Below are 24,197 nucleotides of genomic sequence, written 5' to 3'. Positions count from 1 at the left end.
CGGCCCACCCTCACAGCAAACCCAACTCTCTTGCCTTGGTAACGGCGGCCAAACGGCTGTTGACCTCCAGCTTGGCAAAAAGATTGGTGATATGGTTCTTGACCGTGCCTTGGGCAATAAACAAGGCCGCGCCGATTTCCTTGTTGCCGGAACCCTTGGCCAACTGTTGCAAAATTTCCATTTCCCGTTTGGAAAGATCGACAGCCGGCTGGGCCGGGGCCGGGTCGGGCGTCGCGGTTGCCGCCGGCGTCTCCGAGCCGGGTGCTTGCGCCAGGCGGGTGTATTCACTGATCAGCTTGGAGGCGACAGACGGCGCCAACACGGATTGGCCGCGCGCCGCGGAGCGCACGGCTTCGAACAGTGTGGTTGAATCGGCGTCCTTGAGCAGGTAACCGACGGCACCGGCGCGCAAGCCGTCGAAAATAGAATCGTTGTCGTCGAAGGTGGTCAGCATCAAGATCTGCACCTTGGGAAAACGCGCTTTAATCTGTCGGGTCGCGGCCACGCCGTTGAGTTGCGGCATGTTGATGTCCATCAACACCACGTCGGGCGCCTCAGCCTCACAACAAAGAACGGCTTGGCGGCCGTCGGCGGCCTCGGCAACCACGGTCATGTCGTCCTGCAAACCAATGAGGGTTTTAAGGCCCTCGCGAAAAAGGGGTTGGTCATCAACCAGCACGATGCGAATCACGGCGCCTCTCCTTGTCTCTCGGTCTCCGCAAGCGGACAACACAAAGTGACGGTAAAACCCTGGCCCGGTGCGGTGGCAAACTGCACCTCGCCGCCGACCATTTTAGCGCGCTCGCGCAGGCCGGTTAAACCAAAGCCGCCGGAAAGGGTTTCGGCACCGCGCCCATTGTCGCGGCAGGTGAAGGTCAAGGTCGCGGCGTCGGCCCGGAGCTCAAGCCATACGGTGTCGGCATCGGCGTACTTACGCACATTGGTCAAGCTCTCTTGGGCGGCACGGTAAACCACCTGGTTTAGCACGGGCGGTAGGACGTGGATCCCCTCTTGGATGGAAAGGTTCACGACCACCCCTTGGCGGCGCGTGATTTCGGCCAACTCGGTCAAAAACTCGGTGGGTGACTTGCCGGTGACGGGATCTTCGCGCAGGCCCGCGACGGACCCACGTACCTCGCGCAAGCCGCGTTTGGCCATGTCCTGAATTTGGGACAACATGGCGGCGCTTTGCTCCGGCTTGGTCGGCAATACGGCCGCGGCGGCGGCAGCCTGCATGTTGACAGCGGTGAGGTAATGACCCAGCGAATCGTGAATGTCGCGGGCAAGGCGGTTGCGTTCGCGCATGGCGGCCCAGGCCTCGGCCTCGACAGCGTAGGCGCGCAGCCGTTGGTTGGCGGCTTCCAACTGTTCAGCAAGCTGTTCCTTCTCATGGCGCAAACGGGTTTCGCGGGCAACCGCCTTGGCGAAGGCGGTCATAAAGATGTAGAGCGGTAACAGCTCAACGAGCATCCTTTGGGTCCGCACGAGGCCGCGTGCGGTCAGGTGCGCAAACATAAAAGAACCGAACAAACCGGCAACGGCGAGGATCGTCAGCCATAAGGGCAAACGAAACATGCAGATAAACACGATGAGCGGCATGTTGAGCACCCAAATCATGCCGGCGTCGTCGCCCAGAAACTCGATATGGGTCGCTTTCATGGAGAGGATGACCTGCACCAGGTAAAGCACGACCAACCCCAGGCGCTCATCGCGAAACAGGCCCATCCAGATGTGGGAAAGCTGAACAAAAACAGCCAGGGTCACAACCAGCAAAGCGAAGAGGAAGAACTCGGCGGGACCGTGGTTGTTTTCCCAATAACTTGTGAGGAGCACACACACCACCACGGTCACGAGGCCAATCAGACCGGCACCATCCATGCGGCGTGGAAGGCGATCCATACCCAGTAATTCAGACACGGAAACACTCCTTGGCACCGTCCGAGGGAACAGCAAGGGTCGCACTGTCCATGAAAGCGAAAGCGGGCGGCATTGTCTTTGCTGAGTTCACCACAAGGCAAGGGTCGGAATCAAGCCCGGCGACCCGCGCTGACCGCTTCTGAATCTCAACCACAAAAGACCGGAGCGCGAAACCGTCCAATCCAACAAATCATTAATAACAAATAACTTACCTATTTTTCAACCAAACCAGAGCGGCCACTGAAAGCGGGCGCGCACCGCGTGAAGGAGGAAAGCGAGCCGGCTTGCTGAACCGAAGTTCACAAAAGTCGACTTTTTGCCGGGTTTTACCAAGAGCTTTGCTTTGCATTTGCCCCCATTGTCGTTAGAATCACCCAGACGACGGGGACCAACGGAAGATAGCCCGCATGTGCGGGCTGGATGCACAAGAGAGGATAGCGATGAAAAGATTCACTTTCGGGTTGATCTGTATGCTGATGCTGACGGGTGCCACCCTCTGGGCGGCGGGCGACGCCACCAAAGGCAAAACGCTTTACACTACCTGTATTACCTGCCACGGTGCCGACGGCGCGGGTAACAAAGCGCTCAATTCCCCACAAATCGCCGGTCAAGAGGACTGGTACCTTGAGCGCCAACTCAAAAATTTCAAATCGGGTGTGCGCGGCAGCAATCCCAAGGACACCTTCGGGATGCAAATGCGCCCCATGGCGATGACGCTGACCAACGATCAAGCGATTCAAGATGTGATCGCCTACATCAAAACCCTGAAGCCCAAAAAACTTGAACCCACGCTGACCGGCGGTGACGCGACCAGAGGGAAATCCTTGTACGCGGTTTGTGTGACTTGCCACGGTGCCAACGCCGAGGGCAACAAAGCGCTCAATGCGCCCAAGTTAACCGGCTTACAAGATTGGTATCAACTCCAACAACTCAAGCTCTTTAAAAATCGCGTTCGCGGCGCGGACCCCAAGGATACGTTCGGCATGCAAATGGCCCCCATGGCGATGACCCTCGCCAACGAGCAAGCCATGAAAGACGTCATCGCCTATATCAAAACCCTGAAATAGGCCGTCCCCACGAACAACCAACAACAAGCGGAGCACCTTGCTCCGCTTTTTTTTTTGCCTCGCGCGACCGTATTCTTCACGGGATTCAGGTTCTTAGACACTTGTTTCGATAAGGAGAAGAAGTGGGAATCACTTCCCACATCGAACGAGGCTAACCACCTCGTCTTCATCCCTGACCGATGGTTCCGGCACCGTTCGGCGAAGCGGGTGTCGGAAACCCGATCCACGTCCTTTCGATGAGTACCCCCACATGAATGCTTGTTTGTGCGTCATGGAGAATTTTGCCCCGCGAAGTTGCTTGGCGGTTATCTGTCTGGCCCTGCTTGGGCTAACGCCGGTCGCGGCGGAGCCCACGCGGTACCGCTTCTACCGAATCACCCCGGATGAGGGACTTTCCCATGCGGTGGTTTACGCGGTCGCCCAAGACCCATTCGGGTTTGTATGGTTCTCCACCCAGGTCGGCTTAAACCGCTACGACGGCCACGAATTGCGCGCCTATGAACACCGACCGGAACAACCGGATAGCTTCCCCGCGACCAACGCGGGTGTTCTCAAAGCAACGGAAAGGGGCCACTTCTGGTTGGGAACCTGGGGGTTCGGGCTCATTTATTTCAACCCGGAACGGGAATCCTTCGCCCTACCGGACGACGTCATGGTCATGCCGAAGGAAATCCGTGACCAGCGCATTCAATCGATTTACCTGAAGTCGTCACGCAGCTTGTGGCTGGGCACCTTCGACGCCGGGGTCTTCCACTTTGATCCCCGCAACGGCCGTTTGAAACAATACCAGCACAGCGGTGGGGATCCAAACGGGCTCAGCCACAATCGGGTATGGTCCATCGCGGAGGATCGGCAAGGCGGCATGTGGTTCGCGACTTCCGCGGGCCTGAACTATCTGAGCCCGGACAAAGGGCGGATCCAACATTTCGACCACGATCCCAAGGACCCCAAAAGTCTCAGCCACGGGGTTGTCAAAAAACTGATCATCGACGATGACGGGTTCATTTGGGCGGCAACCCGCAACGGGCTCAACCGCATCCATCCCGAAACCAAGGAAATCACCCGTTACTATTTTGGTAAATCCTCGGGCAGGGGCCTTAATTTTAACGATTTGCGCACGATCTTGTTTGATCGGGAAGGCCGGTTATGGCTGGGTACGTACCGCTCCGGTTTGGTACTCTTCGATCCGAAGTCGGGAAAACGCGATTATTTCCACAACAACCCGGCCGACAATCAAAGTCTGAGCAACAACCGCATTGAACACCTGTTCCTCGACCGTTCCAACGTGCTTTGGATCAGCACCAACGGCGGCGGCGTCAATTACGTCAACCTCAATGCCATGAAATTCTTCCACTATCGGCGTGAATTTTTAAAAGAGGACACCCTGAGCGGGAATTCGATTTCAGCGCTCCACGTCGACGCCAAAAAACAGTTGTGGGCGGGCACCATTACCGCGGGCCTCAACCGCATCGACCGCAAGAACCAGCACTTCACGCACTACAAACACCAACTGGGAGATCCCAATTCACTGAGCGACAACAACATCCGCGCCATTACCAGCGACCAAAAAGGTCGGCTGTGGGTGGGCACCTATAACGGCGGGGTCAACCGCCTGCTCGCCAACCAAAAGCAGTTTAAACGGTACGGGATGGAGCACGGACTGAGCCATTATCGGGTACGCAGTATGTATGTGGACCGGGGCGGCACCCTGTGGGTCGGCGGCGATATCGGCCTCGACCGCTACGTGCCGGAAAAAGACCGCTTCAGCAACGCCTTTCCCAACCAAAACCACCAATCACAAACCCGGGTTCGGCGGGTGTTTGCCATTACCGAGGATGGGAAAAAGAGCCTGTGGCTGGGCACGGACGACGGCTTAATTCGCTATTACCCCGCTACCCATCAATTCCAGCAATTTCGTCATCAACCCCACAACCCGCGCAGCCTTTCATTGGACCGGATTAATGTCTTTCTCAACGACCGTCGCGGCCGGTTATGGATTGGCACACACCAAGGGCTTAACCGCCTGGTAAACGCCGAACAAGGTATCTTCGAACGCTATCACGATCCCAAGGGGCCGCAATTTAATGTGATCTTCGGCATTCAGGAAGACGCGGAACAAAACTTGTGGCTAAGCACCACCCGGGGCATCACCAAACTCAATCCCGACACCCGGCAATACCATCACTTCGATGTTCACGACGGCTTGCAGGGCACCATTTTTGTCCAAGGCTCCAGCTATTACTGTCAAAGTGGGGATATGTTCTTCGGCGGCCGCAACGGCTTTAACGTGTTTCGTCCCGAGCAGATCTCGACCGAACGCCAAGTACCGCGCATTCTGCTAACCGACATCACGGTGTTTAACCGGCCACTCGCCCTGAGCAAACCCCCTTACGAAATCAAAGAGATCGCCCTGCAACCCAACCAAAACATGGTGACCTTTGAATTTTCAGCGATGGATTTCGTCAATCCAGGTCGCAACAATTACCGCTACAAACTCGAGGGGTTCGATGCGGACTGGATCGAAGCGGAACATGTGAACGCGGCCACCTACACCAACCTCGACCCCGGCCGCTACGTGTTTCGAGCCATGGGCAGCAACGCGTCGGGTGTTTGGAGCACGGAAGGCGTTGAACTGAAGGTGCATGTGGTGCCCCCGTTTTGGAGCAGCACCCGGGTGACGGTCACCCTCCTGGTGTTCTTGTTTTCCTTTTTGGTCTGGCGCTATTTTGAGGCGGAAAAAAACCGCCGAAATCTAGAACAACGGGTTCAGCAACGTACCTTTTCCCTGGCCGAGGCCAACCAAAATCTCGCCAAAACGGCGGAGGAACTGAAGAAAGCACAACACCAGGTGATCGAAACCGCCATTCAAGCGGGTATGGCGGAAATCGCCACCGATGTTTTGCACAACTTGGGTAATGCGCTGAATTCCATCAACACCAGCGCGGCGCAGATTGGCGAGGAAATCAATGATTTGCGCCCCGATGTGCTTGGACGCGTGAACGAACTCATCAACGGCAACCAAGTCTTGTTGGACGAGATCGCGAATAAAAGTCCCCACGGCAAAGCCATTCCCCTAGCGCTCAACCAATACCACGGCAACCTGGTCAGCATGCAAAACACGGTGCGTGAGGAGTTGCTGGTGCTGGAAAACCAAATCGAACTCATCAAAGGCATTGTGCAAGCCCAGGAGCGGTACGCCGGCACCGAGGATTTCTCGCAATCGGAAGAGTTGGTGCCGCTGATCGAAGACGTTCTGCGCATCACCTCGCCCATGATGGAGGAGCCCCACATTGAGGTGCGCCGCGAATACCTGATTCATCCGCGGGTCACGGTCGCCAAAACCAAGCTGCTCCACGTGCTGCGCCACTTAATCAACAACAGTTGTGAAGCCATGCGCCATCAAGTTTGCGAAAAAGAATTACGCCTGCGCCTCTACCCCGCCGAACCGGATTTCATTTTTCTCGACGTTTACGACAACGGGCCGGGCATCAGCTACGAGGACAGGACCTCAATTTTCCAGAACGGCTTCACCACCAAGGAACAAGCGCGCGGCTTCGGCTTGCATTTCGCGGCCAACGCGATGCGCGAAATGAGTGGTCAACTGGAATACCTGCCAACGGAAAAAGGCACACTGATGCGCCTCATCTTCCCCCTGAACCCAGGCAAATAAAACGACCCTACACCGGGTCATCCTCCAAGCCCCAATCTGAGAGAACCTCCCAGCCCGCATTTCTCACAAGGGTAACTCCTCGCGACCTATCCTCGTGGGCAATGGGATCGGCTCAATATAAAGAACTTAGAAAAACCTTCTTGAATTCCCACCAAGTAATTCTAAAAAAAATGATCTTTTTTGACACATTTTCTCAGATTTTACGGCATTAAGAAGTAAGTCCTTCAATACACAAAAATTTCCTGATGATGCCTACGAATTCCAGCCTTACGCGGCCTGCCTTTCCCTTCGTTAGGTGCACCCTTGTGCGTCATGCGCAATGGGGACCCCTTCCGTCGTTCCAGGATTGGGTCATCAACACCGGCTCGAGCTGCACTCACGGGCAATCCGCTCCATAACAAGCTTGGAATAATCGGCTTTCATCCATCAATCATTCCTCCTTCATCTTGTGAGATTTCATTAACCAAACCAGACAAACGCCAAACCGGAAACACACACATAGGCTTAAACCTAAGAAGCGCGCTAACTCGCGGCGATTTTGGCTAAACCTCTGGGCTACAACGGCCTGCAAAAATGCTCACCGCACCCAACGGGTGCGCGTCGTGCGCGACCCCGGCCCGCTTTTCTCAAGCCATTTCGCTCCAGATCTTTAGCGAAAACCCCACGCTCTTATCGCGCTTCTTAGGGTAAACACTCTCAGCGAGCACCTCAACAAGGAGATAACATGAAACCATTCACATTGATGATTGCCTTTAGTATCTGTTCATTGGTTTTAACAGCAGGAAAAACACTTAAGGTCGACCCGCCGCCCCCGGGACACCCGCTGGTCCTTGGTGAAGCCGCAACCTTTTTTTGGGAATTCGAAATTAAGCATCGCGGTAACGAAAAGCCGCGTTTGTTCCAAGCCACCATGCCGTCTTGGATGACGTTCACCTACAACGACACCACCGCAGCCAAAGGTTCACACACCTATGTGTTGCAGGGTCAAGCAAAACCGGACGCGCTCGGCGACACGCCCATTTCTTTGGTGTTCACCGATCCAAAAGGCAACCCAACCACCCTTTCTTTTGTGGTTCGTGTCGTTGCCGCCTATACCCCCGGCGACTTCGACGGCGACGGAACAGCCGATTTCTCGTTTCGCGAGGGCAACAGCTTTTACTACCTGAATCGTCAAAATGAGGCCACCTATCTCTTCTTCGACGGCATGCCCGCCAACTCGGTGCCACTCGTCGGCCGATTTGACCACGACAACCGCGCCGATATCGCCGTATGGAATCCCGCGACCGGCGACTGGTCCATTTACACCTCCATGACCGGCTACAGCCATCCGGTCCAGTGCCAATTCGGAGAACGGGGAACAGACACCCCGTTCGTGGGCGATGTGGACGGGGACGGGCTGGACGACTTAATCATCCATCGCTTTGTGCCTTCCTATGATGAAAAAAGCCGCGGTGTTTGGTTTACGCGTTCGCTCAACAACGACAGCGTGGATTCGTTGTCCTTTAGCGGTTACGACGACGACATCCCACTCGTGGGCGATTTCAACGGCAACGGCACGGTGGATGTGGCGGTCAAACAATTGCGCAACAACCGCTGGACCATCCACGAATTTTACGGGGAAACCCAGTTGGCGCGGTTCCCTTTCAGCATGCAGGATTCCGACAAAATTGCGCCGGCCGACTACGACGGCGACGGCACCACCGATATCGCGATCCGCCGCGTCACCGAGGAGCAGTTGGGCGCCTGGATTATTCGCAGCCGCAACGGCAGCCTGCGCTTGCAAAACTTCGCCACGCAACCCAATGACATTGAGGTACCCGCCGATTACAACGGCGACGGTTTGGCCGATCACGCGGTTTACCGTCCCAGCACGGGCGAGTTTATGCCCATGATCCGCGAAAAGGTAAAGGTCATTTCGGTTGCACCCGCCAACGCCGACGTGGTGCCGCTGATGGCGCAATCCTTCTTCAAACGCCACTACCGCCGTTAGCACGCACGAGCCGGGAGAGGCACGGAAAGTCCCATCCCGGCGCGTTTCAGATGCTTGATTTTGTAGTCCACCCGGCACACGCGATGATCCGTGCCCAGCGGCCCCGTGCCGAAGGTCGGCAAGGTTTAGAATTTGACGCGCATGACAAAATCGGTACGCCGTCCCTCTCCTTGGTAATCGAAGGGGAACGGCCCGGTTTTGATCAGCATGTTCTCGTCTTCGTCGAACAGGTTGGTGGAACGGAAGCCCAAGGTCAGCGACTTGCTCAGTTTGTATTCCACGTTGAGGTCGGCCGTCAGCCAAGAGTCAAGCGTTTGCGGCCGGTACCGGTCCATATCGAGACTGACCCCAACCCCAAGCGGCAGCTCTTGTACGCCGATATCCGTTGCACGCCGATTCGCTTCTCCGTGGTAATGGCCCGCCAAGGACGCGTTCCAGCGGCGGCTGGTGTAGGAAATACCAAAGTTGAACTTGGTATCGGTTTCCCAAGCCACATCGTCCTCATTAAGCGCAATGGTGCTGTCTTGCACTTCCTCATCCACGCGATCCACCAAAGACAGGTTGGCGAAAGCGGACCACTGATTGGCCTGGTAGACCAAATCCAGTTCCAGCCCACGGGTGGTTTGTGAGAATACATTGGTGCTGAGATTGTTATTGGCGGTGCTGTAGGCAATTTGGTTTTCAAACTCTGTTTCAAACAGATTCACGCGCAGGTTGATGTTGTCAAACAGAATGAAATCGCCCATGAGTTCAACCGTGGTGATCAACTCAGGCTGTAATTCTTCGATATTGGAAGCCAAGGAGAAGGTATTGGCGCCCGCGAGTTCGGTGGGAACCGGAGCCCGAAAAGCACGGCCCCCCATCAGTTTGAGGGTGGTTCGTTCATTCATGGAATACACGGCGGCCAAACGCGGGCTGACGCGGGAAAGGGATTTCTCGGCTTGGGGTCGGCCCGGCTCGCCGAGTTGGTAGAAGTCCACGCTGGATTCATCCCAGCGCAAGCCGGCGGTAACCTCAAAGGTTTCATTGATCATGTCCCCTGAAGAGAATTGGGCGTAAAAACCGGTGTTGATCAGCGGTTCGTCGATGATGTACTCAAGCCACGGGCCAAGTGCCGTGTTGACATCGCCGGGAAAGGGCGCAAAGAAGGGATCGTTGACGTCGACATTTGAGAAATGTTCGGTGTCGCCTTTGTACAGGAAACGGTCGCCTTCAAAACCGGCCAGGACACGCGCGTTTTTGCCCAGTTCGTAGCCGAATTGAACCCGGACAAACACTTCCTCGGCATCGGTATCGAGAAATTCCCACATACCGGAAGGGTAATAATCCTCAAAGGCACCGTCGGGATAGTAACGCTGGTTCCAAGAGACGTCTTGCCGTTCGAAGCGGACCAAGTACTCTTGGTTGAGCTTGCCCTTGGGGGTTGGCGCGTATTTGAGGGCAAACACGCGGCGTTGCTGGTTCATGTCTTCTTCAAAATCGGGAACCCACCACAACCAGCCGTGGCCGGTTTGGAAATCCCAATCCTGCTGGTGGTATTGAAAACTAAAACCCTCAAAGCGTTCCTTTCCCTCAACCTTGGCCCAAGCGTAGAGGTTTTCCTTTTGGTTCCGGTTGCGGAACACCTCGGGGTTCCCGGCCGCATCAAAGCGGCCGGAACCGTCCAAGGTATCGTATTCCCAACCATTGGTGGTATGCCCGGAGAAGGAAATGACGGCGGAAAATTCTTCGCCGTCGTGGGCGGCCAGCAGGTCGGCTTGCTGCGAGTTAAAACTACCGGTACGCAAGCGGATGTCTACTTTTTTATCGAGATCGGCGGCGGAAACGGTGTTGACCTGAACCACGCCGTTGGTGGCGTTGGAGCCGTAGAGCGCGGAACCCGGTCCGCGAATAATCTCGATGGTTTTGGCATTGAAAATAGGCGTGATCTCCCAGGTGAACGCGGTCCCGTAGAGGATCCCGTTCATGGGGATGCCGTCGACCAAATGCAACAAGTGGTTGTTGCTCCAACTGTCAAACAAGCCGCGCGTTGGAACCGTGGGCCGGTCAAAATCTTGGCCGGGTCCAAAACCGGGCATTTTATAGAGAATGTCATTGATCGATTGCCAGCCGTACCGATCAATTTGCTCCGCCGTGGTTAAGGTAATAACACTGGGCGCCTCGCGGGGATTTTGCGCAAATTTCGAAGCCGAGGTTACTTCTATTTGTAGCAAAGATTCCAAGCTCATGGATAATAACTCATCGGCATCATCAATATCCTGACCAACAGCAGGAAAAAACACACATACTAGGAACAAAAAACCAGTTAACTTTTTCAGGGAGAAAAACACGGCTTCCCGCTTCATTGAAGCACCTCTCTAAAGCGAACCGAACAGGAACGCCGGAAAAACGGCCGGCGTCGCCGCCCCAACAACCGGAGAAAAGCACCCACATAAACCTCTGATTTAGATAATCTTGTGGTATTAAGCGGATAAGCTCACCGGTTCAAACCCACCTGATCGTGGGTCACAGGACAAAACTATTTCTGATGGGAACCACACCACCTTGTGTTGCCGAAAAGGCGTCATTCACCGAAAAAAAATCGTTTTCCCTGGGGTTATTTTTGGGGACGTGGGTTAATGATTTGTTACGGGTAAAACTAGGTGATCGTCCTCAAATCCACGCAAAGGAAGGCACAACAACAGGCGGTGGTCGTCAAAAGGCCCAACTTAGGCGCGATGGATATGCGGGTATAGAAAGGTTATCGACGGTTGGTTCCCCATGCTTAACTTTAAAAACAAAAAACCGAAACCCTAATATTTCCCTCACAAAAAATTAACCCATGAAGCCGCGATAGGCACCGGGGGGGTTTTCCCAAACAAACGGCAGTCGCTCCGCCGGTTAGAAACAATCCCTTGAACTCATTCCTCGTGGCTTGCGTGAGAAAGGCGGGGTGAGCTAAACCCGCCTTTCAAACCGTTGCTATCTTCAGCGAACAGCCCGCCTTGATCCCGGCGGGCACTTCCGGCTCCGCCCCAATCTCGGCAGGCATCGCCGGTTAGGAGGACTCGTCGTCCCCAAAACGGACACCGTAACTCATGTAAAGCGCCTCAACGAAGGTATCGGCCAACTTCTGCCGGAAGCGGGGGCTGGCGATGTTCTCGCGGTCCGTTTTGTTGTTGAGGTTGCAGACTTCAATCAGCGCGCGGGTGGGAATGCGGTTGTACTTCAGCACGGCCGGCACGAAAGGTTTGGTAGGGGTCCGGTAAATGAGGGAGCGAATCGGCTTCTGATCATGGACCGGAACGCCCAAACGCCGCGACCGGGTGACGTAGTTTTTGGCGAAACTGAAGCTGCGTGCCTGGGCCTGTTGCATCTCCTTACGCGAAAATGAGAAGCGGTTGGCGGCATATTCGCGGTATTTGGAAAACTTGCGGTAGGGAACCACCTTGCGCGGGTAGACCCGTGCATCGGGCACATACACCATGCCGCCACTCAAACCACGGTGAAGTGAGTCGGCGTGAAACGAGGCAAAAAAGATGTTTTCGGGTTTGACGCCGCTTTTCACCAGACGCTGGTAGTGGTAGTTGGCGATCATCCAACGCAGGTTCACCCCGTCGGTGGTCACGGTGCTTGAATTGAGTTTGTACACGGGTTTGGTGTTTAACACCTCGTCGTGGTCCATCTGGAAGGTTTTGACATCTTGGGGCACAAACTGAATGCTAGGGTCGGTCACGGTGCTGTAGACCTTGGCTTTGGTTTCCGTTTCGAGCCGCAATTTGACGCGACACAATACGTCGTAAACAAAATCGTCTTCCCAGGCGTGTCCGAAATGGGCGCCGGGATCGCGGCCGCCATGACCGGCATCCAAAATGACGTGGACCCCTTTGAGGTTGGCCACCCGCAACTGGGTTTGAATGCGGGCGACTGCCTCAAGGTTGCGTTGCCAAGCCAGATAAGCCGCGTCGTCCGCCGCCCGAAATTCGGGTTCGAGGAGGTTGTAGGGAATTTTGATCTTGCGGCCGACGGGCAAGTCGGTCTCGTCGCGAATTTGGTTGCGCTCAATGATGACCTTGGCGACGCGGTTGACGTCGTTGGCGCTCACCAAACCACAAAAACGCACGACGACGGCGGAGTAAATGGCCTCACCGGATTTGAGCGCATACAAGGCATAACGGCCCTGTTTGTCGCGGCCATAGGTCAATTGGCGGCGGTAACTTAGTTGCTCGGCCAGTTGCTCTTCAAAAGCGGTGCCCCTCGCTTTGGTTACGGCGGTGGGTTTGGCGGGCGCCGCGGTGGGCGGCGGTGCATTTTGGCCGGCTTGAGCGGTTTGAGCGGCTTGCGTTACTTGGCGCACGGTTTTGGCGGCTTGTTTAAGACCGGCCTCAACCACGGCGTTCAGCATGGGTTCGCGCGGTGAATCGACGGAAGTCGGCGGCAACTGTTCCTCGTGCTGCAGGATCGGGCGCAGCAGGTTGCGGGGAATTTTCAACACACGGCCGTCTTCAATTTCCGGCGAGGTCATTTTGTTGACCCGCATGATCTCGCGATAATGTTGCCCGGAACCGGTGTAAAGCAAAGCAACGGCCCACAGGGTTTCCCGTCCTTTATGGGTAATGTGGTGGTGCCAGTAGGCGCCGTCCATTTTGTCCTTGGGCCACAAAGCGCGCAGGAAGGATTTTTGAAAAAGCGGCGACAATACCTCAAAGGGCAAACGCGCCTGGCGATCATTGGTGCGAACAATACCGAGCCCTTCAAGCGATTGCTCGGCGTTGAGGCGGCCGGTGTACATGCGCAATGCGGCGTCCAGTTCCGTTGCGTATTTGACCGACACGGTCAGGAACGCGCCTTTACCGGCCACAAAAACGGCTTGACTCTGTTGATCGACTTTGGCCTGAACCTGAGCACCGTGGGGCCAAGCGAGAAGTGGCATGATCGCAAAAAGCCAAACCAGCGCAAAGCTGACAAATAACTGACGCATGAAAGAATCCCACCCAAGAAAAAGGAGTTGCAAAAAAACCCAAACCGAAACGACGCAAAGCGATAGACGTCGAAAGAGATGCAAAAGGCATGCCTTGGAATGTGCTTATGAGAGATACAACGACGCCTTAACAAATGAGTGGAAAAGAGACGCGTCGAGGCCAAAACTTACAAACGACGGCCGGATTGGGGCCCAATCTCACCATAACGACCGAAACAAAAGCCGGGCGGTACAGAATGCACCGCCGGCGATCCGGCGTCACCGGGTGTTGCGGCACAGCCGTTAAGGGTGAGTCGCCGCGGGAACTAACGACCCAGCAGGGTAACCAAAGCCCGTTTTTTGCCTTTGTTCCCTTTGGTCTTATAAACAAAGGTTACCTTTTTGATGATCCTTTTGTTTCCAGGAAGATCGATAACCCGCGTCGCTTCACCGGGGCGAATCGTGCTGCGCAGAGAGACGTCTTTTACTTCGCCATTGGAAAAATGGATTTTCACATCAAAAAATTCAACGGTCCGACGTTTGACCTTCAGCTTAACCTTTTTGAACGTGCCTTCTTTTCCGGTTACTTCAATCACGTCCCGTTCCGCGTGGTTTTGCACCACCCGCGTCCCAAGAACTTCCCAATTATCACCGGCAAACCCGTTGGGTAAACCAACCAGCGCGAAAACCAAAAAAACCACAACCACACGACTGTTCATGGGGAACACCTCACCTTTTTATCTTTTGGGCGTAACACGTATCACCGACAATACCGCGAGGCCCGACCAAAAGGAAGGACCCTGCCGCCACGCCCGTCCCAAACAAGGACCGGCAGGATCGAAATAGGTTTACCCTGGGTGACCATGCGTGAAAAGGCTCACATCTCCTGCATCGGTGGGAACGGGAAAATAGGCAAGAAAATCAGGCGCCTTCGCCCCAATCGGGCTTGAGAATGGTATGGTTGAACCACTTCCCACCCATCATCACGCGGATGAAAGTTATCCCAACGCCCAACCCAATCACGTTTTTTTGCGTAGAACATCAACGGCACCTTTTTGCCGATGGATTGATTTTGGAAAGGCAATCATGAAACCACAACCCAACCGCGCCGATCATTTTTGGTTCCGAACGCTGCTATGGATCGGCTGTTTCGCCCTGCTCCCGCTCTGGGGCCAGACCCACTTGGACGAGGAGCCGGTCGGGACGCGCGCCCTTCGCGACAGCCAAGGCCGCGCCTTGGCCAACCAGGACCACGCGTGGTGGCTCAACTTTTTACGGGAAGCCGAGGTGGTCGCGGAGAAACCGATCGGCGGCGGCATCACCAATCCGCTGAAACTCACCCTGCGCCATGAGGGTCGGGAAATTAACGCGATTTTCCGGCATCTGTTTCGGTACGAACGCAACGTCAAGGTGGAAGGCGACCTCCACCCGTATTTCTTCGACAGCTACAAATTCGAAGTCGCGGCCTATACCCTGGCCCAACTCCTTGAATTGGACCGCATTCCGCCGGTCATTTACGCGGAATACAAAGGCCGCAAGGGCAGCTTACAGGTTTGGATTGAAAACGCGCGTACCGAAAAGAAACGGCGCGATAAAAAGATCGCCTTCCCCGGCCATTATCCCGAGACCTATGAATACCAACAAATGCTGTTTTTTGACCTGTTGGTCTGGAACTTTGACCGTCACGAGGGCAACTTCCTCTACGACACGCAATGGTGCCTGTGGTACATCGACCACACCCGTACCTTCCGCGCGGATCCAAAGCTTCACAAACCGGAGCGCCTGACACGCGTGCCCCGTAAACTGTGGGAACGGTTCACGGCGCTAACCAAGAAAGATTTTAACCAAGCGCTCAAACCCCACCTTAACGCCATGCAGCTCCACATGTTCCATCAGCGGCGCAAACGCCTAACGCGCTATGTTACGGAACGCATCAGCACCCACGGAGAAAGCGCGGTTTTACTGGAAGAACCCAACGAACCCCCACAAGGGACAGCCAACGCCGACGCGGGCAACTGAGTTTCCCGAACACAGGGTATCCCACGCATCCCCTACCCGGCTCGGGCAAAACCGCTTTTAACTCGCCGTTCGCGCCGTGCTCAGGTATGATTCCTCAGAACGCTTTCATCAGCAAATACAGGTTTTTACCCGGCGGCTCGGTTGAGACGGTTGGGGAGGCTGAAATAGTTATGATTCCCAGAGCGACGACCGAGAACATTGCTAGCGAGACCGATTGTGGGCGCCCGGCATGTCCCGGGATGGGATCACGGTTATTTCAGACAGCCGGCCAACCGGCTGCGAGCGAGGGGTTGGCACGCTAAGCGCGTCAACCGGGGGGAGAGGTCATTGCAATTGCGTTGGGCATGGTCCTTTATGGTGTTCTTGCCGGTAGTGTTTCCCTCGGCATATGCCCAAATGGGCCTCAAGGGCAACCCCAATTGGGATGAGATCTCAGAGGATCTCGGCAAAACGATTCGGTCCCGCAACGCCTCTAAGTTTCAGCGGGAACTGGAACACCTGAAGCAGGTTCACGGCATCGAGCTGGCCAAACATTATGGGATGATCGAATGCGAGAAACGCGGTTCCTTCTCCGGCGGAAGCCTGCTGCGCGCGGCAACCTATTACCGTGGGATCGAAATCATCAAAGTCATTTTTGTGGAATTGCTCAAAAATCCCAAGGGTCCGGTTGGTCTGGCTCACTACCTCAACATCCGCGAAAGCGACGGTTTAACCCTGTTGGATTGGGTACGCGACCGGGTCGAATTTCTCAACAACAACAGCCGTTTGGAGGAGCAGCTCCGCCAATCGGTGAATTACATGATCGGCTACCGCAAACGCGGGGCGCGCTTCTCCTGTGAACTGGACGATAAAGTGATCTGTGACGAAAGCTACCGCGGTTTTTTGGACCGCATCCTCGGGCGATGAGCTGGGAAGAACACCCCATCGCGGCGGCTTGAGTTAACGAGGATTTTTGGCGAGAAGCCGGCGTGCAAAGTCTTCCAGCGTATAAACGTCACCGAACCAGGCCTCGGTCATATCGATAAAACGCGCCAGGTTGCCAGCCTTGGGCGCACCCGGAAGCGGCCAGGACGGCGGCGGCGCCTGCCACCCGTTGGGGCCTTTCATGTGGCCGCGGTCCGTGCTGAAGTGGGCACGCATCGTATCCCGATCAACCACCCGAAAATAAGGCGCAAACTCAGGTTTCAAGCCAAAACGGAAGCTTTTCTCCAGGTAGTCTCGCGCGCCACAGGGAACGCCAAACCGGGTATCGCTATCCCAAATGAACGGCCCCGACGGATGTTCCTCCAACAGGACGACATGGTAGTCCCACAGCACGGGATGCGTTTCACTTTCACCGGCGCGCATGCCCCACACGGGGCACATTCGGGCCGGATTGGAAATGAAAACAGCAAAGGTCGGGTGGGCCTGCAACATGGGATGGTGCAGTGCCCGCCATACGTTTTCCTCGCAATAGTAGGCCTGGTAATCCAGTTCGATTGGTTGATCCATGGCCGGCGAGGGTTGCCCATCGAACGCCCGCACGCCTTCACCTCCCCAAATAGGTTAACCCTCGATGGAAAATTCAGGCCACCTGAAATCTTGGAAGTAGGCGCGGTCGGGAATCCATGAGCCGCGGTGGATGAAGTGGGCCAGCTCTCGGTCCAAGTTCTCCAATACCTGCTGGGGGTTTTCCAACCCATGCTCGGCGACCCACAAGGTGAAGGTCTCCGGGTTGATGTGGTCGGCCCCAATGAAACCCAAAACGGCGCTGCTCGCCTCATTCAGCATTTCCCGTTGTTTCGGATGGTCGTCACCGTACATCACCAACAAAACGGGCAGGGCACGGGCCAGCAACCGGGCCAGACCATGACGCGGGCCCAGCCGCTCCATCAAGGCGTAACCCCGCGGCAGAAAACGATCGAGCGGAAACCCAATACGCAAGCTGAGCCACAGTCCCTGGGCCAGGTAATCGTTGCTGAGCGGATCGCGCCCGCGACCCAGCCGGAACAGGGTATCGGCCAAGTCATGCCACGCGCGTTCTTCGGCCAAAATCCAGGCCGCTTTGAGCAGATCACTTTCAGCCCGCTCGTCGCGCCCCAGTTGCTGAAACGCCTCGCTCCCATCGACAAGGGCGAGTGCCAAAAACCGTTTTTCACGCAGCTCTTTGAACAGCACACAAGCCTGCTTGAAATGGTCGAGCGCGGCATGAGGATCCTCGTTTTCCAGCAGTAATTCACCCCATTCGCGGTGGATGTGGGCCTCAAGGCGGCGGTCCTCTTCCTCCCCTGCCAGCGCAAGCGCCTCGGTTAGCGCACCAACCGCGTCTTCAAGCTCCTCGGTTTTGCGTTGGACCCGCGCCAATGCCAGCATGGCCTTGGCCTGCCCTTTGGCGTACCCCAAACGTTCCCAAAGATCGGCGGCCCCTTGAATCTCGTCCTGGGCGCGTTCATATTCGCCCCGCATCATGGCCAAATCGCCCAATTCAAGGTGGACAGAGGCCTGGCAAGCAAGGTCGCCCATTTTGCGAGCTTTCACCAGGGCACGACGCAGATGTTCACCGGCCTCACGGGAGCGCCCCTGATTGGACAAAATAAGCCCCAATGAGTAATGAGATGCGGTTTCGCCACGCGCTTCCTCGGGGATGTTGCACACGCTGTAGGGATCCTCGAACACGGGCAAGGCGTCTTCCAACATGGACAAGGCCTGGTCGAGCATGTCGCGACAGGGCGTTCCGCCCGGGGCCTCGCGGGCCTCGGCACACAAGGGCGCCTCGTCCTCTTCCCGCATGTGTTCGGGGTGGGTTACGGCCCACTGGCGCGCCCGCTGCAATTTTTGGGTGGCGGAATCGGTGCGACCCAAGGCCAACTCGGCACGTGCCCACTCGCGCAAGACGGCGTAACCTTCGCCAAAGCGGGTCACCAGCTCGGAACAAATCCAGCCGGCCTCAACAAAACGCGAACGGCTCACCAAGGCCTCGGCCAAGGACAACCCACAGGACACGGCCAGTTCGGATTCACGACCCACGCAAGCCAAACGATAGGCCTCGCGAGCCTGCGCCAATTGCCGCGCATTGTAAATATCCCAACTGGCACGGTACAAGGAGCGGGCCGCACGAATTTTCATCTGACTCACGGCCTGCCAATCCTTGCGCAAATCGTCCATCACCTCGCCGACGCCCGGCGCCACGTAATACCGGTCGGCGTCGCCGACGGTCCCGTGCGAAACCGAAACCAGCTGCATTTCCAACAAACCTTGCAAATGACTGTCGTTGATTTCATCCCCGACGATGGCGTGCAGGGTTTCGCAGGTAATGGGTACTTGGATTAAAACAAGGTAACCGAGTAACTTGCGCGCCTCGGGTGTCAAAACTTCCAGCAGCAGAACCCAAGCCCGATCAAGCCGACGATCCAGTGCAACCTTCCCCAGTTCGTCCAAAAAGCGCGTCACGTAGTCTTCCGACCAAACGCGCCGTTGCGGGCCGCTCACCACGGTACCGCAGAGTTCCAGCAGCTTGGGGTTCCCCTCGGCAACCGCCAAAGCCCGGCGGGCAATCACGGGATCGCCGCAGCCGCGCTTGCCGAGGATCGGTAGTTGGCGCAATTTTTTAAGCACGTCGGCTTGATCCATCGCGCCCAAGCGGTATAAGGCGAGGGTGTCGGGATCCTCCCGCGGCCCCACGGGGAACCGGCTGGTAACCAGGATTTGGGTTTCACATATGGTTTCGGAAACAACTCGAACCACGGTGTCAAAAATCCGCGCGGGTTCGGGTTTTAGTGCCAAGAATCCGGCCTCGTCGGTCTCGTAAAAACCATCGGAACCCCGTTCCCCATTAATTTCAAAATCTTCAAAGGTAATCACCGCCGGCTCGGGATCCATGACCTCGAGCAGCAACATCTCCAAACGATCAAAAAGCGTGTCCTCGTCGTTGTCGAGAATTTCGGCGGCGCGTGGATCGTTTAAGGCGTCATTTAAGCCCCGGATCAACGAGGCTTCACTCAGTGGACCCCGCAGCACGACCTGACGTCCCTCAAACAAACGTTCGCGCAGGCGCGCGGCCAGGCTGCTTTTGCCGACACCCGGTGCGCCGTACAAGACCAGGCCGGGATACTTGGCGCGTCCGTCCTGTTGCTTGCGCAGGAGGTTCAGGGTCAACTGGGTATCGGTACGACGGCCGACATACATACAGGCCGGGCAGATGGCGGATTTGCTGCCGGCGGGCGAAAACAACACGGCTGAGCCGTTGGGAATGCCCGGCTGACAGCGCAAGGCGGCATGCACGGCGTTGGCCAGGGGCACTGGCGCGGTTTGGTCGGTATGCAGCAGCAGGTTGTGCCACCCGTCGATGCTCGAGGCATTCAACAAAGCGCGCACATGCTGCACGGCGTCAATCACCGACAAGCCCTCGGAAAGGTTGCGGTATAACTCGGCACAGGCGGTTCGGACCGAGGGATCCCCCGCCGGACGCAGCCAGGTTAGAACGGCCGGGGCACCTTGGCCGACAAGATCGCGGGCCATGGCCTGCAACGCGGCCTCTTCTTCGGCCTCACCGGTATCAAAACCAATCAACACCAACAGCCGCGGCATTTGCGGCGCCAGCGAAAGGACCAACCGTGAATCTCGGGCATATTGGATTAAGCCGTTCTGGTTCTCGGTGATTAGGCAGGGTGCGCCCTCGTGGAACACAAATCGGCCACGCAGGTGAATCATTTCGAAGTAATTACTGTTTAATTCGTGCAGGGCCTCGTTAATAAGGGTCAGGTTCCCCGAATCTTCAACCTGGACTTCCAGCGTCAGGTCGACCAGCGCTTCCAGCACCAGGGCCTCTTCCTGAGAAATAAGCTCGAGGGTATCGGTGTTGGCAAAATCAACATCGGCTTCCTCCGCGTCACGCGGCGGGAACGGGTTAAACGCCATCATCAGCAGGCGGGCGGCGCGATCAGGCAAAACAGGCGGCGAATGGGCACCCAACTGGGCGCGGCGCACGGCGAAGAAATGCGGTTCCAAACCGGCCGCGAGGAACTGCTCGCCGTCGTGAACCAGTTCCCAAGGGACCTTGCCCAAGGAATGGCTTCCGCAGACACGCCACAAAATACCGTCGCGGCAAGCCTGCTCAAAAAATGCTTCGATTTCAGGGAGATGGGTCAGCCAATGATAGATGGTCCGCCCGATATGACGCCGATCTTCGAGCGCCGTTTTCGATTCGCAGGACCACTTTAACAAGCCCCTATAGTCGTCTTCCGCAAGCGTCACTTGGGCACGTTGTCGACCAGCGGGATCATGACACGTCAACACATCCCCAACCAGTTCAAACAGCCACTTCGCCATGAAGGCCTCCACCAAATTCCCGCCACCGAGGTGTCCCAACGGCAACATCGTTAACCCGATCTCGACGCCTTCCCAAGCGTGTACCCAAGGCGGAAACAAGCAACCTCGGCACCCTTGTAAAAAGGCGTTCTCCTTGCGGGCAAGTCATGCAAACAGCATGAACGAAAAGAAATAAATGCAACAAAACCAGCCTTGCAAGCGTCGCCCGGCGGCAAAGGACAAACCCCACCACGGGATCCACCGCGGGACGACCGGTGCGGCAATCACCAGGGACGCCGTCAACCTAAGGCTGGAACAAATATAACAGCCGAAAAAATACAGTCGCCGGCAACAAAATAACTCACTGTATATCATCTAGTTAGGCCCAGGTGATCGTCCTGGACCCAAACCGCGGGGCATTCGCAAATCCCCCGCGGCCTGCGTTCCGGTCGGCTCACGGCCAAACAGGCCGCGACTTATTCAACCGAAGGTTTTTCACCCAAAGCCTGTTCAATGCTTGCTACGGTCACCTTCCCAAGTTTCAACGCCTTGAGTTCGGCTTCCACCTTGGCGCGGTCGCCCACAACCACCACCAACATGTTTTTGGGTTTAAGGTACTTATTAGCCGCCGCACGCACATCCTTCAAGGTGACGGCGTTGACGGCGCGCGTGTAGGTTTCCGGCATCGTTACCGGCCGGCGCTTACCGAGCAAGTCGATGTAGGTGCCGGTGATCTGGTCTACCCGCGCGAAGGAGCCGGGATAACCCAGCGTCAGGTAGTTTTTGGCGCGGCGAACATCGTCCTCGCTCAGGTCCTTTCTCATGCGCGTAAACTCGTTGAAAAACTCGCCGACAGCCGCGGCGGTGGCGTCGGTCTGAACATCAGAACGCGCATAAAACGGACCGACCCCCAAACGATTCACAAAGTAGGAGTAGGCGTTGTAGGCATAACCGTTTTCCTCGCGAATATTTTGGTTCAAACGGCTGGCGAAGGTGCCGCCCAAAATGGTGTTCATCACCTGCACCGCGTAATAATCCGGGCTGTCAAGCGGCACGCCCAGATGACCCAAACCCAAATAAGATTGGGCGGCACCCGGTTTATCCACCAAAACAATGCGGCGCTTGCCCTCTTTGGGCGGCTTGGGCACCACACCGGCAGTCGCTTCTTTGGCGGGAATCGAACCAAACAAAGCCTCCAACTTGGTTTTCACCTCCGCCGCGGACAGGGCGCCCGACACCACCATCGCCATGTTGCCGGCATGGAAATGAGCGCGGTGGAACGCGCGCAGTTGGTCGCGGGTCAGCGCGCGGTATTGCGGCCAGCCCCGGCTGGGTAATTGGCCGTAAGGATGCTCGGCACCGTAGATTTGGTTAAAAAAGACGGTGCGTCCGATGCGGCCAACCTCGTCGTACGCGGCGATCAAACCATTGACGTACCTGTTTTTGGCACGTTCGATTTCCGCCTCGGGGAAATCGGGTTTGAGCAGCACATCGCGGAAAATCGCGGCGGCGGCGTCGAACTGATCCGTGGTCACATCCAAGCTCAGGCCCATCCCGTGGTGATCGGTCCAAACCGACAGGTCCGCGCCCAGTAATTCCAGCGCCTCGGCAAGCGCCAAGGCCTCGCGTCCGCCCGCGCCTTCCTCCAAAACGGAACCCAACAAATGGGTTAAGCCGGCCTGGCCGTTGGGGTCATCGGCCCACCCTTTGGTAACCAGGGTTTGCAGGCTAACCAACGCCGGCCCCGGCTTGGGGTACACATAAACCGGCAAACCATTGCTCAATTTAAAGGACTGCACGGATTTGGCAACCCAGGGTTCCGGCTCGCTCAATTCGGGTTTGGTGCGATCCGCGGCAAACGCTGTCGCAACCAACAGCAGCGATGTCAGCAAAAAACGACCCGTCTGGCTCATGGCGTACCTCCCTCGGCATCCGCCCCTTGTTTTTTGGGAACCACGGTAATCACAACGCGCCGGTCGGGACGCAGGTAGGTTTTGGCCATGGTGGACACGTCTTGAGGTTCCACCAAGGAAAGCGCCCCAAGTTCCTCACCCAAATAATCCGGGTTTCCGGTGTAGAAGTAATAACGGTTGAGGGTTTCGGCCACGGTTTCGATGTCTTGAAGGCCGGCCAAGGTGGCGGCACGGGTTTGGTTGATCACCCGTTGCAGCTCGCGCGCGGCGGGCGCTTCTTGTTTGAGCTTTTCCAGTTCTTCATCAATCACCTTCTCCAATTGGGCGGCGCTCACCCCGGCACGACCGGTCGCAATAATAATGAAGTCGCTACCCTGCAACTTGCTCCAGTTAAAGGCCGAAACGGATTGGGCGATTTGCAGGTCGTACACCAAGCGTTTGTGCAGGCGGGAATTTTTCCCACCGGTCAAGAGTTGTGCGAGGATGTCGAAGGTGGCGTCGGTGGGCCCGAAAGCGCGCGGCGTGTTCCAACCCAAAACGACGCGTTCCAGTTGCACATCGTCTTCCAAAACACGGCGTTTCTCGCCGTCGATACGCGCGCCGACAGACGCCAAGGGGGGCACCGGTTTGCCGCGGGGAATCGCGCCGAACCACTTTTCGACCAAGGCTTTGGTCGGCTCGATTTCAATATCGCCCGCGATGACCAGGCTCGCGTTGTTGGGACCGTAGTACACCTTAAAAAATTCGACCACGTCTTCAAGCGAGGCGGCATCAAGGTCGGCCATGTCGCCAATGGGCGACCATGAATAGGGATGTCCCTTGGGGTACAGCATTTCCACCAAGTTGGGAAATACTTGGCCGTAGGGCGCGTTGTCGTAGCGTTCACGCCGTTCGTTTTTAACGATGTCGCGCTGGCCGTCCAACTTTTTCTGCGACATCGCCTCCAACAGGAATCCCATACGGTCCGATTCCAAAAACAACGCCAGTTCGAGTGCGTGTTTGGGCACGATTTCGTAGTAATTGGTGCGGTCGGTGGTGGTAGAGCCGTTGTTCTCACCGCCGACCTCTTCCAGCCAAATATCGAAGTAGCCCTCGGGTACGTTTTTCGAGCCCTCGAACAAGATGTGCTCGAACAGGTGGGCAAAACCGGTTCGCCCCACTTTTTCGTGGCCGCTACCGACGTGGTACCACATATTCACCGCCACCATCGGCACGGCGTCGTCTTGATACAAAATTACGTTTAGCCCGTTGTCGAGCTGGTAATGCACATGGGGCAACTTCAAGCCGTCGTCGGCAAAGAGCCCGCCGACCAGACCGCTCAAAACACACAAAGCGGTGGTCAGCCCTTTCCAATAAGTCATCATCGCCTCTTCTTCCAAAGATCCAACACAGGGTT

14 protein-coding genes are annotated in these 24,197 nt (G+C 56.4%); 5 read left to right on the top strand and 9 right to left on the bottom strand.

The features are described 5' to 3' along the window. Positions 1–10: 10 nt before the first annotated feature. Both J3U88_RS17555 and J3U88_RS35045 read right to left on the bottom strand, forming a co-directional pair. Complete coding sequence (locus tag J3U88_RS17555; protein WP_207860237.1) at positions 11–691, bottom strand: response regulator; 681 nt, start codon at positions 689–691, stop codon at positions 11–13. Next, complete coding sequence (locus J3U88_RS35045) at positions 688–1,917, bottom strand: histidine kinase (RefSeq protein ID WP_207860236.1); 1,230 nt, start codon at positions 1,915–1,917, stop codon at positions 688–690. The genes J3U88_RS17555 and J3U88_RS35045 overlap by 4 nt, the downstream gene beginning before the upstream one ends. Before the next feature lie 440 nt (positions 1,918–2,357). Between J3U88_RS35045 and J3U88_RS17545 the strand changes: the two genes are divergently transcribed. The 3 genes from J3U88_RS17545 (at position 2,358) to J3U88_RS17535 (ending at position 8,644) form a co-directional block, all read left to right on the top strand. Further along, positions 2,358–2,984, top strand: a complete 627-nt coding sequence (locus J3U88_RS17545) for a c-type cytochrome (RefSeq protein ID WP_207860235.1) — start codon at positions 2,358–2,360, stop codon at positions 2,982–2,984. Between the two features lie 250 nt (positions 2,985–3,234). After that, positions 3,235–6,654, top strand: a complete 3,420-nt coding sequence (locus tag J3U88_RS17540; protein WP_207860234.1) for a sensor histidine kinase — start codon at positions 3,235–3,237, stop codon at positions 6,652–6,654. 724 nt (positions 6,655–7,378) lie between these two features. Next, positions 7,379–8,644, top strand: a complete 1,266-nt coding sequence (locus tag J3U88_RS17535) for an FG-GAP repeat domain-containing protein (RefSeq protein ID WP_207860233.1) — start codon at positions 7,379–7,381, stop codon at positions 8,642–8,644. A gap of 125 nt (positions 8,645–8,769) precedes the next feature. On the opposite strand, the gene J3U88_RS17530 is transcribed toward J3U88_RS17535, so the two are convergent. From J3U88_RS17530 to J3U88_RS17520, 3 genes are all read right to left on the bottom strand, one after another. Beyond that, the gene (locus J3U88_RS17530; protein ID WP_207860232.1) at positions 8,770–10,872 is read right to left on the bottom strand and encodes a TonB-dependent receptor plug domain-containing protein; all 2,103 of its coding nucleotides are present in this window, start codon (positions 10,870–10,872) and stop codon (positions 8,770–8,772) included. Between the two features lie 809 nt (positions 10,873–11,681). Further along, positions 11,682–13,604, bottom strand: coding sequence for an N-acetylmuramoyl-L-alanine amidase (locus J3U88_RS17525; protein WP_207860231.1), 1,923 nt, complete (start codon positions 13,602–13,604; stop codon positions 11,682–11,684). Between the two features lie 305 nt (positions 13,605–13,909). Next, on the bottom strand, positions 13,910–14,302 hold the full coding sequence (locus J3U88_RS17520; RefSeq protein ID WP_207860230.1) for a DUF2541 family protein: 393 nt from the start codon (positions 14,300–14,302) through the stop codon (positions 13,910–13,912). 367 nt (positions 14,303–14,669) lie between these two features. On the opposite strand from J3U88_RS17520, the gene J3U88_RS17515 reads away from it, so the two are divergent. Then, complete coding sequence (locus tag J3U88_RS17515; RefSeq protein ID WP_207860229.1) at positions 14,670–15,602, top strand: hypothetical protein; 933 nt, start codon at positions 14,670–14,672, stop codon at positions 15,600–15,602. Positions 15,603–15,929: 327 nt separating this feature from the next. After that, positions 15,930–16,508 carry a hypothetical protein gene (locus J3U88_RS17510; RefSeq protein WP_207860228.1) on the top strand — a complete coding sequence of 193 codons (579 nt, stop codon included), beginning with the start codon at positions 15,930–15,932 and terminating at the stop codon, positions 16,506–16,508. A 33-nt stretch (positions 16,509–16,541) separates the two neighbouring features. Here the strand turns inward: J3U88_RS17510 and J3U88_RS17505 are convergent, their stop codons facing one another. The 4 genes from J3U88_RS17505 to J3U88_RS17490 all read right to left on the bottom strand — a co-directional run bounded on the left by J3U88_RS17505 (position 16,542) and on the right by J3U88_RS17490 (position 24,165). Further along, positions 16,542–17,126: a protein N-terminal glutamine amidohydrolase gene (locus J3U88_RS17505; RefSeq protein ID WP_207860227.1), complete on the bottom strand. Its 585-nt coding sequence runs from the start codon at positions 17,124–17,126 to the stop codon at positions 16,542–16,544. A gap of 21 nt (positions 17,127–17,147) precedes the next feature. Continuing rightward, on the bottom strand, positions 17,148–20,909 hold the full coding sequence (locus tag J3U88_RS17500; protein WP_207860226.1) for a CHAT domain-containing protein: 3,762 nt from the start codon (positions 20,907–20,909) through the stop codon (positions 17,148–17,150). Between the two features lie 455 nt (positions 20,910–21,364). Then, complete coding sequence (locus J3U88_RS17495; protein WP_207860225.1) at positions 21,365–22,801, bottom strand: M16 family metallopeptidase; 1,437 nt, start codon at positions 22,799–22,801, stop codon at positions 21,365–21,367. Continuing rightward, positions 22,798–24,165: a M16 family metallopeptidase gene (locus J3U88_RS17490; protein WP_207860224.1), complete on the bottom strand. Its 1,368-nt coding sequence runs from the start codon at positions 24,163–24,165 to the stop codon at positions 22,798–22,800. The genes J3U88_RS17495 and J3U88_RS17490 overlap by 4 nt, the downstream gene beginning before the upstream one ends. Positions 24,166–24,197: the final 32 nt, after the last annotated feature.

It is taken from the genome of Acanthopleuribacter pedis (assembly GCF_017377855.1).
Taxonomy (GTDB): domain Bacteria; phylum Acidobacteriota; class Holophagae; order Acanthopleuribacterales; family Acanthopleuribacteraceae; genus Acanthopleuribacter; species Acanthopleuribacter pedis.
This window is presented reverse-complemented; position numbering and strand designations above follow the sequence as displayed.